This window comes from Streptomyces prasinopilosus (assembly GCF_001419695.1).
Taxonomy (GTDB): Bacteria; Actinomycetota; Actinomycetes; order Streptomycetales; family Streptomycetaceae; genus Streptomyces; species Streptomyces prasinopilosus.
In genome coordinates this window covers 1-12,675 of record NZ_LIRG01000462.1, presented here as the reverse complement: position 1 = coordinate 12,675, position 12,675 = coordinate 1, and the positions used below count along the sequence as shown (strand labels likewise).

General features: G+C 71.2%; 12 protein-coding genes and 1 pseudogene. All 13 read left to right on the top strand.

Going from position 1 to position 12,675, the window contains the following annotated elements:
• A pseudogene (locus AOK18_RS32015) lies at window positions 1–158 on the top strand (UDP-N-acetylmuramoyl-L-alanyl-D-glutamate--2,6-diaminopimelate ligase); the annotation flags it as partial.
• A 4-nt stretch (window positions 159–162) separates the two neighbouring features.
• Complete coding sequence (locus AOK18_RS19485) at window positions 163–1,569, top strand: UDP-N-acetylmuramoyl-tripeptide--D-alanyl-D-alanine ligase (RefSeq protein WP_055572850.1); 1,407 nt, start codon at window positions 163–165, stop codon at window positions 1,567–1,569.
• Window positions 1,569–2,666, top strand: coding sequence for a phospho-N-acetylmuramoyl-pentapeptide-transferase (gene mraY, locus AOK18_RS19480; protein WP_055572852.1), 1,098 nt, complete (start codon window positions 1,569–1,571; stop codon window positions 2,664–2,666). Before AOK18_RS19485 ends, mraY begins: the two co-directional genes overlap by 1 nt.
• A complete protein-coding gene (gene murD / locus AOK18_RS19475) occupies window positions 2,648–4,105 on the top strand; it encodes a UDP-N-acetylmuramoyl-L-alanine--D-glutamate ligase (RefSeq protein ID WP_055695194.1) in 1,458 nt (485 codons plus the stop codon). The genes mraY and murD overlap by 19 nt, the downstream gene beginning before the upstream one ends.
• 81 nt (window positions 4,106–4,186) lie before the next feature.
• Entirely contained in the window at window positions 4,187–5,539 is a 1,353-nt protein-coding gene (gene ftsW, locus AOK18_RS19470) for a putative lipid II flippase FtsW (RefSeq protein WP_055572848.1), read from the top strand.
• Between the two features lie 6 nt (window positions 5,540–5,545).
• Window positions 5,546–6,637: an undecaprenyldiphospho-muramoylpentapeptide beta-N-acetylglucosaminyltransferase gene (murG, locus tag AOK18_RS19465; protein ID WP_055572847.1), complete on the top strand. Its 1,092-nt coding sequence runs from the start codon at window positions 5,546–5,548 to the stop codon at window positions 6,635–6,637.
• 75 nt (window positions 6,638–6,712) lie between these two features.
• The gene (locus AOK18_RS19460; protein ID WP_055695193.1) at window positions 6,713–7,510 is read left to right on the top strand and encodes a cell division protein FtsQ/DivIB; all 798 of its coding nucleotides are present in this window, start codon (window positions 6,713–6,715) and stop codon (window positions 7,508–7,510) included.
• Between the two features lie 280 nt (window positions 7,511–7,790).
• Window positions 7,791–8,984: a cell division protein FtsZ gene (gene ftsZ, locus AOK18_RS19455; protein ID WP_055572845.1), complete on the top strand. Its 1,194-nt coding sequence runs from the start codon at window positions 7,791–7,793 to the stop codon at window positions 8,982–8,984.
• Window positions 8,981–9,709: a peptidoglycan editing factor PgeF gene (pgeF, locus tag AOK18_RS19450; RefSeq protein ID WP_055695192.1), complete on the top strand. Its 729-nt coding sequence runs from the start codon at window positions 8,981–8,983 to the stop codon at window positions 9,707–9,709. The genes ftsZ and pgeF overlap by 4 nt, the downstream gene beginning before the upstream one ends.
• Before the next feature lie 6 nt (window positions 9,710–9,715).
• On the top strand, window positions 9,716–10,435 hold the full coding sequence (locus AOK18_RS19445) for a YggS family pyridoxal phosphate-dependent enzyme (protein ID WP_055572843.1): 720 nt from the start codon (window positions 9,716–9,718) through the stop codon (window positions 10,433–10,435).
• Window positions 10,436–10,565: 130 nt separating this feature from the next.
• Window positions 10,566–11,216, top strand: coding sequence for a cell division protein SepF (locus AOK18_RS19440; protein WP_055572842.1), 651 nt, complete (start codon window positions 10,566–10,568; stop codon window positions 11,214–11,216).
• A 50-nt stretch (window positions 11,217–11,266) separates the two neighbouring features.
• Entirely contained in the window at window positions 11,267–11,557 is a 291-nt protein-coding gene (locus AOK18_RS19435) for a YggT family protein (RefSeq protein ID WP_055572841.1), read from the top strand.
• Between the two features lie 52 nt (window positions 11,558–11,609).
• Window positions 11,610–12,675 (top strand): DivIVA domain-containing protein (locus AOK18_RS19430; protein WP_079105096.1); only part of this gene is annotated, 1,066 nt, incomplete at its 3' end.

Genomic DNA, 12,675 nt, shown 5'->3' with positions numbered 1-12,675 from the left:
CCGCGGCGATCGCCGCGGCCGTCGCCCGGGCCCGGCCCGGGGACGCCGTGCTGGTCGCCGGCAAGGGCCACGAGCAGGGACAGGACATCGCCGGGGTGGTGCGTCCCTTCGACGACCGCCAGGTGCTTCGCGAAGCTATCCAGCAGACCCAGGGATGAACTTGTGATCGCCCTCTCCCTCGCCGAGATCGCAGAAGTCGTCGGCGGACAGACGTACGACATACCGGATCCGTCCGTCCCGGTCACCGGGCCGGTGGTGCGGGACTCACGGGAAGTGGTGCCGGGCAGCCTGTTCGTCGCCTTCGCCGGCGAACGCGTGGACGGCCACGACTTCGCGGCCGAGGTCGTGCGGGCCGGTGCGGTCGCCGTGCTCGCCTCCCGGCCCGTGGGGGTGCCCGCGATCGTCGTGGAGGACGTCCAGGGCGCGCTGGGCGCCCTCGCCCGGCACGTCGTGCGGCGCCTCGGCGCCACCCTCGTCGCGCTGACCGGCTCGGCCGGCAAGACCAGCACCAAGGACCTCATCGCGCAGGTGCTGCGGCGCAAGGCGCCGACCGTCTTCACCCCCGGCTCCCTCAACAACGAGATCGGGCTGCCGCTGACCGCGCTCACCGCCACCGGGGAAACCCGGTTCCTGGTGCTGGAGATGGGCGCCCGCGGCATCGGCCACATCCGCTACCTCGCCGGCCTCACCCCGCCGCGGATCGGCCTTGTGCTCAACGTGGGCACCGCGCACATCGGCGAGTTCGGCGGCCGCGAGCAGATCGCCCTGGCCAAGGGCGAACTCGTCGAGGCCCTCCCCGAGGACGGCACCGCGGTCCTCAACGCGGACGACCCGCTCGTGCGCGCCATGGCGTCCCGCACGAAGGCGAAGGTGCTCCTCTTCGGGGAGAGCGACGAAGCGGACGTTCGGGCCGAGAACGTGCGACTCACGGACAGCGGGCAGCCGTCGTTCAGGCTTCACACACCCTCCGGTGCAAGCGATGTGACCATGCGCCTGTACGGTGAGCACCACGTGTCGAACGCGCTCGCCGCGGCCGCCGTCGCCCACGAGTTGGGCATGTCCGCAGACGAGATCGCACTCGCGCTCTCCGAAGCGGGCTCCCTCTCCCGCTGGCGGATGGAGGTCACCGAGCGCCCGGACGGCGTGACGGTCGTCAACGACGCCTACAACGCGAATCCCGAGTCCATGCGAGCCGCCCTGCGCGCGCTCGCGGCCATGGGCAAGGGACGTCGTACGTGGGCGGTGCTCGGCAAGATGGCCGAGCTCGGGGACGAGGCGCTCGCCGAGCACGACGCGGTCGGACGGCTCGCCGTCCGGCTCAACGTCAGCAAGCTCGTCGCGGTCGGGGGCAGGGAAGCCGCCTGGCTGCAACTGGGCGCATATAACGAGGGTTCGTGGGGTGAGGAGTCGGTGCACGTGTCCGACGCACAGGCGGCTGTCGACCTGTTGCGCAGCGAATTGCGCCAGGGAGACGTCGTTCTCGTGAAGGCGTCCCGGTCGGTCGGTCTCGAGAGCGTGGCGCAGGCGCTGCTCGCGACCGGTACCGAGGGCGAGGTCGTCGCCCGATGATGAAGCAGATCCTGTTCGCGGGAGTCATCGGCCTCTTCCTGACGCTGGTCGGCACTCCGCTGCTGATCAAGCTGCTCGCACGCAAGGGGTACGGCCAGTACATCCGCGACGACGGCCCGCGCGAGCACGCCAGCAAGCGCGGTACGCCGACGATGGGCGGCATCGCCTTCATCCTGGCGACGGTCGCCGCGTACTTCCTGGCGAAACTGGTCACGGTCTACGTGGACCCGGACCCGAACATCGACGCGTCGCCGACCTTCTCGGGTCTGCTGGTGCTCGGCCTGATGGTGGGCATGGGCCTGGTCGGCTTCCTGGACGACTACATCAAGATCGTCAAACGGCGCTCGCTGGGTCTGCGGGCCAAGGCGAAGATGTCCGGCCAGCTGATCGTCGGCATCGCCTTCGCCGTGCTCGCCCTGCAGTTCGCGGACAACCGCGGCAACACCCCGGCGTCCACGAAGCTGTCGTTCATCACCGACTTCGGCTGGACCATCGGCCCGGTGCTGTTCGTCATCTGGGCCCTGTTCATGATCCTCGCGATGTCGAACGGCGTGAACCTGACGGACGGTCTGGACGGTCTGGCCACCGGCGCCTCCGTCCTGGTCTTCGGCGCCTACACCTTCATCGGCGTCTGGCAGTTCCAGGAGTCCTGCGCCAACGCGACGACCCTGACCAACCCGGGCGCCTGCTATGAGGTGCGGGACCCGCTCGACCTCGCGGTGGTCGCCTCCGCGCTGATGGGTTCCTGCCTCGGCTTCCTGTGGTGGAACACCTCGCCGGCCAAGATCTTCATGGGCGACACCGGTTCGCTCGCCCTCGGCGGCGTCCTCGCGGGCCTCGCGATCTGCTCCCGCACCGAGCTGCTGCTCGCCATCCTGGGCGGCCTGTTCGTCCTCATCACCATGTCGGTGGTCATCCAGGTCGGCTCCTTCAAGCTCACCGGGAAACGCGTCTTCCGGATGGCACCGCTCCAGCACCACTTCGAACTCAAGGGGTGGTCCGAAGTCCTCGTCGTGGTCCGCTTCTGGATCATCCAGGGCATCTGCGTGATCGTCGGACTCGGCATCTTCTACGCGGGATGGGCAGCGGACAAGTGACCGCACCAGTGGCATCGCAGTCCCCGGAGCCCTACCGGTTCCGGGGCAGGCGCATCACCGTCGCCGGACTCGGCGTCTCCGGCGTCCCGGCGGCCAGGGCGCTGCACGGCCTCGGCGCGCACGTCACGGTCGTCAACGACGGCGACGACGAGCGCGCCCGCGCCCAGGCGGCCGAACTGGAACGGCTCGGCATCACCGTCCGCCTCGGCGAGCAGGCCGCGAGCACCCTCCCCGAGGGCACCGAACTCGTCGTCACCGCCCCCGGGTGGAAGCCGGGCAAGCCGCTGTTCGCGGCCGCCGCACAGGCCGGCGTCCCGGTCTGGGGCGACGTCGAACTGGCCTGGCGGCTGCGGGGCCCCGACGCCCCGCCCTGGCTCGCGGTCACCGGCACCAACGGCAAGACCACCACCGTCCGGATGCTCGCCTCGATCCTCGAGGCGGCGGGCCTGCGCACCGCGGCCGTCGGCAACATCGGTGTCTCGCTCCTCGACGCGGTGCTCGGCGACGAGCACTACGACGTGCTCGCCGTGGAACTGTCCAGCTACCAGCTGCACTGGTCCTCCTCCCTGCGCGCGCACTCGGCGGCGGTGCTCAACCTCGCCCCCGACCACCTCGACTGGCACGGCTCCATGGAGGCGTACGCCGCCGACAAGGGCCGCGTCTACGAGGGCAACCGGGTCGCCTGCGTCTATAACGCGGCCGACAAGGCCACCGAGGACCTGGTCCGCGAGGCCGACGTCGAGGAGGGCTGCCGCGCCGTCGGCTTCACCCTCGGCACCCCCGGTCCCTCCCAACTGGGCGTCGTCGACGGCATCCTGGTCGACCGCGCCTTCGTCGAGGACCGGCACCGGAACGCCCAGGAGCTCGCCGAGGTCGCCGACGTCGACCCGCCCGCCCCGCACAACATCGCCAACGCCCTCGCCGCCGCCGCCCTCGCGCGCGCCTACGGCGTGCCCGCGGCGGCCGTGCGGGACGGGCTGCGCGCCTTCACCCCGGACGCCCACCGCATCGCGCACGTCGCCGACGTGGACGGGGTCTCCTGGGTCGACGACTCCAAGGCGACCAACACCCATGCCGCACAGGCCTCGTTGGCGGCCTACGAGTCGATCGTGTGGATCGCCGGCGGACTCGCCAAGGGCGCCACCTTCGACGAACTGGTCGCGAGCGCGGCGAAGCGCCTGCGCGCGGTCGTCCTGATCGGCGCGGACCGCGCGCTGATCCGCGAAGCCCTGGCGCGACACGCACCGGAAGTACCCGTGGTCGACCTCGACCGGACCGACACTGGGGCCATGCTCCAGGCCGTCCAGGAGGCGCGGCGGCTCGCCCGGCCCGGCGACACGGTGCTGCTGGCCCCGGCCTGCGCCTCGATGGACATGTTCGCCAACTACAACAGGCGCGGTGAGGCGTTCGCACGGGCGGTGCGCGAACTCGGTGCCTGACCCGGCCGGCCTGCGCCGGGCGACCTTGGGAGGGACGCGTGGGACCGTCGAGGCAGCACGGGGCGCACGGCGGAGGCCGGCATGACCGGTAGCCGCACCGGACGGCCTCCCGTGCGGCGGGCGCCCCGCCGTCCCGCCGCACCCCGGCCGGCCCGCGAGAACCCCCTCAGGGCCCTCCACGCGCGGGCCTACCGGGCGTGGGACCGGCCGCTGACCGCCTACTACCTGATCCTCGGCGGCAGCGCGCTGATCACCGTGCTCGGCCTGGTGATGGTCTACTCGGCCTCCCAGATCACCGCGCTGCAGATGTCGCTGCCGGGCTCGTACTTCTTCCGCAAACAGCTGCTGGCCGCCTGCATCGGGGCCGTGCTGCTGTTCGCCGCCTCCCGGATGCCGGTGCGGCTGCACCGGGCGCTGGCCTACCCCATCCTCGCCGGTTCTGTCTTCCTGATGGTCCTGGTGCAGGTGCCGGGGATAGGGATGGAGGTCAACGGCAACCAGAACTGGATCGGCGTCGGCGGCTCCTTCCAGCTCCAGCCCAGCGAGTTCGGCAAGCTCGCCCTGGTGCTGTGGGGTGCCGACCTGCTCGCCCGCAAGCAGGAGAGGCGGCTGCTGTCCCAGTGGAAGCACATGCTGGTGCCGCTCGTTCCGGCCGCCTTCATGCTGCTGGGACTGATCATGCTCGGCGGCGACATGGGCACGGCGATCATCCTGACGGCGGTCCTCTTCGGCCTGCTCTGGCTGGCCGGGGCGCCCACCCGGCTGTTCGCCGGCGTGCTGACCGTCGCCGCCCTGATCGGCGCGCTCCTCATCAGGACCAGCCCGAACCGCATGGCCCGGCTGGCCTGTCTCGGCGCCACCGAGCCCCAGCCGGGCCCCGTCGACTGCTGGCAGGCCGTGCACGGGATCTACGCCCTCGCGTCCGGCGGGCTCTTCGGTTCCGGGCTCGGGGCGAGTGTGGAGAAATGGGGACAACTGCCCGAAGCCCACACCGACTTCATCTTCGCCATCACCGGTGAGGAACTGGGCCTGGCGGGGACGCTGTCGGTGCTCGCCCTGTTCGCGGCTCTAGGCTATGCGGGTATCCGCGTGGCCGGACGCACGGAGGACCCCTTCGTGAGGTATGCCGCGGGAGGCGTGACCACCTGGATCACGGCCCAGGCCGTGATCAACATCGGTGCGGTCCTCGGGCTGCTGCCGATCGCGGGCGTCCCCCTCCCGCTGTTCTCCTACGGGGGCTCCGCCCTGCTGCCGACCATGTTCGCCATCGGGCTGCTGATCGCCTTCGCGCGTGACGAGCCCGCTGCGCGGGCGGCGCTTGCGATGCGGCAACCCCGCTTTGGTAGAAAGCGGGAGCGGGGTACTCAGCGACCCCACAGATGGAACACGATGCGACGGCGCGCCACGGCGGCACGCTCGTCCGGAGAGCGGTGAATTTCGGTGCATGTCGTACTCGCCGGCGGAGGAACCGCGGGCCACATCGAGCCCGCGCTCGCCCTCGCGGATGCCCTGCGCAGGCAGGATCCGTCCGTGGGCATCACGGCCCTGGGCACGGAACGCGGTCTCGAGACACGTCTGGTACCCGAGCGCGGGTACGAACTGGCGCTGATCCCCGCCGTGCCACTGCCCCGCAAGCCCACCCCCGAGCTGATCACCGTCCCGGGCCGGCTGCGCGGCACCATCAAGGCGACCGAGCAGATCCTGGAGCGCACCAAGGCGGACGCCGTGGTCGGCTTCGGCGGCTACGTGGCGCTGCCCGGCTACCTCGCCGCCAAGCGGCTCGGGGTGCCGATCGTCGTCCACGAGGCCAACGCCCGCCCCGGCCTGGCCAACAAGATCGGATCCCGGTACGCGGCCAGGGTCGCGGTCTCCACCCCGGACAGCAAGCTGCGTGACGCCCGCTACATCGGGATCCCGCTGCGCCGTTCCGTGGCCACCCTGGACCGGGCCGCCGTGCGGCCCGAGGCCCGCGCCGCGTTCGGGCTCGACCCGAACCTGCCCACGCTGCTGGTCTCCGGCGGCTCGCAGGGCGCCCGCCGGCTGAACGAGGTCGTCCAGCGGGTCGCGCCGTGGCTCCAGCAGGCCGGCATCCAGATCCTGCACGTGGTCGGGCCGAAGAACGAACTCCCCCAGGTGCAGCAGATGCCGGGAATGCCCCCCTACATCCCGGTAGGTTATGTGGACCGGATGGACCTCGCGTACGCCGCGGCCGACATGATGCTCTGCCGCGCGGGCGCGATGACCGTCGCCGAACTCTCCGCCGTCGGGCTCCCGGCCGCCTACGTCCCGCTGCCCATCGGCAACGGCGAACAGCGGCTGAACGCCCAGCCGGTGGTCAAGGCCGGGGGCGGACTCCTGGTCGACGACGCGGAGCTGACGCCGGAGTGGGTCCAGCAGAACGTGCTGCCCGTCCTGGCCGACCCGCACCGGCTGTACGAGATGTCCCGCGCCGCCGCCGAGTTCGGCCGCCGGGACGCCGACGACCTGCTCGTCGGCATGGTGTACGAGGCGATCGCCTCGCGCCACGGGTAGGACACCGACGAGTGGGCCGAAGGGGCGCCGCCACGGCGCCCCGGAGGCGCACCGCGCCGCGGGAAGGGGAGTGCTGTGGCCGGATCGACCGCCGCCGAGCGCGGTGAACGCCGGCGGGGGGCGTCCGGGCCGCCGCCCGTGCGGCGGCGGTTCGGACGGAGGCACCTTCGTCCGATCATCATCCTGGCGGTCGCCCTGGTCTTCCTCGGCAGCGGCGCGTTCTGGCTGCTGTACGGATCCGATCTGGCCCGGGTGGAGCGGGTGTCCGTGTCCGGCACCCGGGCCCTGACCCCCGGGGAGGTGCGCGGGGCCGCCGACGTCCCCCTGGGGGACCAGCTGGTCGCGGTGGACACGGACGCGATCGCCTCGCGGCTCCGCGAGGAACTGCCCCGGATCCGCACGGTGGACGTGGTCCGTTCCTGGCCGCACGGGATCGGTCTGAACGTCATCGAACGCACCCCGGTCCTCGTGGTCGAAAAGGGCGGGGAGTTCATCGAGATCGACGGGGAAGGTGTCCGGTACGCCACGGTGTCCCGAGCGCCGAAGGGGGTTCCCCGATTGGAACTGAACACGCGCCGCAGCGGCACCGCGGCCGCGAGCCTGCGCCGCTTCGGCGAGGGCCGGCTCGTGCGCGAGGCGGTGCGGGTCACTCGCGAGGTGCCGGCCGCCGTGGCCCGCGCCACGCGGAGCGTCAAGGTCCGTTCCTACGACGACATCTCGCTGGAACTGGCGGACGGCAGGACGGTCGCCTGGGGGAGCGGGGAGAACGGCGCCGCCAAGGGCCGGGCCCTCACCGCTCTGCTGAAAGCGGCGCCGGACGCGCGGCACTTCGATGTGAGTGTTCCCACGGCCCCCGCGTCATCAGGAAGTTGACGCACATCGACGCAGGTCAGCCCCCTGGTTGGGAGGTGCCACGGCTGATCACATAGGGTGAAAAGAAAAACGGGAGGTTCGGCGTGTTCGTTGAACGCGCGCCACTTGTCGACTTACTGTCCTGTTCAGAAGACTCCAGAGAACAGGCACACTGGTAACCCTAAACTTCAACGTTAGGGTTCGGGTCGGCGATACGGACCGTCCCACATCGGCATCAGTCGTCGAACCGCGGCACGGCCGTGGGACGGCGACACGTAACTCGAGGCGAGAGGCCTTCGACGTGGCAGCACCGCAGAACTACCTCGCAGTCATCAAAGTCATCGGTGTCGGCGGCGGTGGTGTCAATGCCATCAACCGGATGATCGAGGTCGGTCTCAAGGGCGTCGAGTTCATCGCCATCAACACCGACGCGCAAGCCCTGTTGATGAGCGACGCCGACGTCAAGCTCGACGTCGGCCGTGAACTCACCCGCGGACTCGGCGCCGGAGCCAACCCGGCCGTCGGCCGCAAGGCGGCGGAGGACCACCGCGAGGAGATCGAGGAGGTCCTCAAGGGGGCCGACATGGTCTTCGTGACGGCCGGCGAGGGAGGCGGCACCGGCACCGGTGGCGCTCCCGTGGTCGCCAACATCGCCCGCTCGCTCGGGGCTCTCACCATCGGCGTGGTCACCCGCCCGTTCACCTTCGAGGGCCGGCGCCGCGCCAACCAGGCGGAGGACGGCATCGCCGAGCTCCGCGAAGAGGTCGACACCCTCATCGTCATCCCCAACGACCGGCTGCTGTCCATCTCGGACCGCCAGGTCTCGGTCCTGGACGCCTTCAAGTCGGCGGACCAGGTCCTGCTCTCCGGTGTCCAGGGCATCACCGACCTCATCACCACCCCCGGCCTGATCAACCTCGACTTCGCCGACGTCAAGTCGGTCATGTCCGAGGCCGGATCGGCCCTCATGGGCATCGGCTCGGCCCGCGGCGACGACCGCGCGGTGGCCGCCGCCGAGATGGCGATCTCCTCCCCGCTGCTGGAAGCCTCCATCGACGGCGCCAGGGGCGTCCTGCTGTCCATCTCCGGCGGCAGCGACCTCGGCCTGTTCGAGATCAACGAGGCCGCCCAGCTGGTGAGCGAGGCGGCCCACCCCGAAGCCAACATCATCTTCGGTGCGGTGATCGACGACGCGCTCGGCGACGAGGTCCGGGTCACGGTGATCGCGGCCGGCTTCGACGGCGGCCAGCCGCCCTCGAAGCGGGACAACGTCCTCGGCTCCTCCTCGGCCAAGCGCGAGGAGCCCGCCCCGGCCCGGCAGCCCGAGAGCCGCCCGTCCTTCGGCTCCCTGGGCAGCGTCACGCCCAAGGAGGAGCCGGAGCAGGCCCCCGAGCCGGTCGCCGACCTCCCCGTCGCCCAGCCGCCCGTCCCGCCGTCCCGCACCTACGCGGACAGCGCGGCCGAGGAACTGGACGTACCGGACTTCCTCAAGTGATAGGACGGCGCGACGGCGTGCGCGGCGCGCACTTCGCCTTCACCGACCGGTGGGGCGGGGTGAGCGCCGCTCCGTATGCGGAGCTCAATCTCGGCGGGGCGGTCGGCGACGACCCCGGCGCGGTGCGCGCCAACCGCGAACTGGCCGCCAAGTCCCTCGCCCTCGCCCCGGCGCGGGTGGTCTGGATGAACCAGGTCCACGGAGCCGACGCGGTCGTGGTCGACGGGCCGTGGGGCGACGGCCCCGTGCCCGAGGCCGACGCGGTGGTCACCGCGCGGCGGGGCCTCGCCCTCGCCGTGCTCACCGCCGACTGCGTCCCGGTCCTGCTCGCGGACCCCGTCGCGGGTGTCGCCGCGGCGGCCCACGCGGGCCGCCCCGGACTGGTCGCGGGGGTGGTCCCCGCCACCGTACGGGCCATGGCGGAACTCGGCGCCGACCCGTCGCGCATCGTGGCCCGCACCGGGCCCGCCGTCTGCGGCCGGTGCTACGAGGTGCCGTCGTCGATGCGCGCCGAGGTGGCGGCCGTCGAGCCGGCGGCGTACGCCGAGACGAGCCGGGGCACGCCGGCGGTCGATGTGGCCGCGGGCGTGCACGCCCAGCTCGAACGCCTCGGGGTGGGCGACCGGGAGCGGTCGCCGGTGTGCACGCTGGAGTCGGACGATCATTTCTCGTACCGGCGGGACCGCACCACGGGGCGGCTCGCGGGCTATGTGTGGCTGGACTGATGGGGCATGACGGAACGCAGGGAAGAACTCGCCGCGAACCTCGCGCGGGTGGAGGAGCGGATCGCCGCGGCGTGCGCGGCCGCCGGACGCGGGCGGGAGGAGGTGACCCTGATCGTGGTCACCAAGACCTTCCCCGCGAGCGACGTGCGGATCCTGTCGGAACTCGGGGTGCGTCACGTCGCCGAGAACCGCGACCAGGACGCCGCCCCGAAAGCCGCGGCCTGCGCCGGTCTGCCCCTCCAGTGGCACTTCGTCGGACAGCTTCAGACCAATAAGGTCCGATCTGTGGCGGGTTATGCCGATGTCGTGCAGTCCGTCGACCGCGCCCGACTGGTCACGGCGCTCTCGAAGGAGGCCGTGCGCACCGGGCGCGAACTGGGCTGCCTCATCCAGGTGGCGCTGGACGCCGGGGAGAGCGGCCGGGGGGAGCGCGGCGGCGTGGCGCCGGGCGGCGTGGCGGAGTTGGCGCGCCTCGTCGACGGGGCGCAGGGCCTGCGGCTGGACGGCCTGATGACCGTCGCCCCGCTCACCGGGGAGTACGCCGGGCGCCAACAGGCGGCGTTCGAGCGCTTGGTGGATTTGTCGACCGACCTGCGCGCGGCCCATCCTGCTGCGAACATGGTCTCCGCGGGGATGAGTGCGGATCTCGAACAGGCTGTTGCGGCCGGAGCGACACATGTACGCGTAGGCAGTGCGGTACTCGGAGTCCGCCCCGGCCTCGGGTAACGTCGCCAGGAAGTCGGACCACAGCAGAAAATATGGTCATTGCCGCTGATCGGGCGGACTTGAGGACCTTGTGGATCGCGGGCACTCGGCGGTCGTCAGCGGATCCACCACAGAGCGGAGGGCACGGAGCATGGCCGGCGCGATGCGCAAGATGGCGGTCTACCTCGGCCTCGTGGAGGACGATGGGTACGACGGCCGAGGATTTGACCCGGACGACGACTTCGAACCCGAACTCGACCCGGAACCCGAGCGGGACCACCGGCGGCACGAGCCGCCGCACCAGGCGCACGGTGCACACGGTGCACATCAACTCCAAAGGGACGAAGAGGTGCGAGTCGCCCCGTCGCCCCCGCTTCGCGAGCCGGTCGCCCGGTCCGCTTCGCTTCCCGCTGAATCGGCACGCCCGGCGCGCATCGCGCCCGTGGCATCCATCACACAAGAACGCGCCAGCCTGGAGAAGAACGCACCGGTGATCATGCCCAAGGTCGTGTCGGAACGAGAGCCTTACCGGATCACCACGCTCCACCCGCGGACCTACAACGAGGCCCGTACCATCGGGGAACACTTCCGTGAGGGCACGCCGGTGATCATGAATCTGACCGAGATGGACGACACGGACGCGAAGCGACTTGTCGACTTCGCGGCCGGTTTGGTGTTTGGTCTTCACGGCAGCATCGAGCGGGTGACGCAGAAGGTGTTCCTGCTGTCTCCTGCTAACGTCGATGTCACGGCGGAGGACAAGGCCCGTATCGCAGAGGGCGGGTTCTTCAACCAGAGCTGAGACGCAGGACCGGACGGACGCAGGACACAGGGGAGAGGGACAACCAGACCATGAGCGTGCTCGCGCAGGTGATCTACATCGCGCTGATGGTGTTCCTCATCGTGCTCATCTTCCGTCTGGTCATGGACTACGTCTTCCAGTTCGCCCGCTCGTGGCAACCCGGCAAGGCGATGGTGGTCGTCCTGGAGGCCACCTACACTGTCACCGATCCACCGCTCAAGCTTCTGCGGCGGGTCATCCCGCCGCTGCGTCTCGGGGGCGTGGCGCTCGACCTGTCCTTCTTCGTACTGATGATCATCGTCTACATCCTGATCTCCCTCGTGGGCAGTGCGCTGAGGTGACTGTGGACGACATGGGCCTGCCGACTGCCGATGACTACGTTGAGGTGAAGAGATGCCGTTGACCCCCGAGGACGTGCGGAACAAGCAGTTCACGACCGTCCGCCTCCGAGAAGGCTATGACGAGGACGAGGTCGATGCCTTCCTCGATGAGGTCGAAGCCGAACTGACGCGCCTGCTCCGAGAGAACGAGGACCTGCGCGCCAAGCTGGCCGCGGCCACGCGCGCTGCTGCCCAGAACCAGCAGAACATGCGCAAGCCCCCGGAACAGCAGGACCAGCAGCAACAGCAGGGGCCGCCCCAGGGGATGCCCCAGCAGGGCATGCGAGGTCCCGGCGGTCCGGTGCCCGCCGGCATATCGGGCCCGCCGCAGCAGCAGATGGGTGGCCCCATGGGTGGTCCGCCCCAGCTGCCGAGCGGTGCGCCGCAGCTGCCCGCCGGCCCCGGCGGTCAGGGCGGTCCGCAGGGTCCCGGCCCGATGGGTCAGGGCCCCGGCCCCATGGGCCAGGGCGGTCCGATGGGTCAGGGCGGTCCGATGCAGGGGCAGATGGGCCAGGGCGGCCCGATGCAGGGACAGATGGGCCAGGGCGGCCCCATGCAGGGACAGATGCAGGGTCAGATGGGTCCCGGTGGCCCCATGGGCGGTCCCATGGGTGGCCCCATGGGCGGTCCTCCCGGGCTCCCCGGACAGCAGCAGGGCGGTCCCGGCGGCGACAGCGCGGCCCGCGTGCTCTCGCTGGCCCAGCAGACCGCCGACCAGGCGATCGCCGAGGCCCGCTCCGAGGCCAACAAGATCGTCGGTGAGGCGCGTTCGCGTGCCGAGGGTCTCGAGCGGGACGCCCGCGCCAAGGCTGACGCCCTGGAGCGGGACGCGCAGGAGAAGCACCGCGTCGCGATGGGCTCCCTGGAGTCCGCCCGCGCCACGCTGGAGCGCAAGGTCGAGGACCTGCGCGGCTTCGAGCGCGAGTACCGCACGCGGCTGAAGTCCTACCTGGAGTCGCAGCTGCGTCAGCTGGAGACCCAGGCGGACGACTCGCTCGCCCCGCCGCGCCAGCCCGCCGCCCCGTCGCTGCCGCCGTCCCCGGCGCCCTCGATGGCTCCGGCCGGTGCCGGTGCGCCGT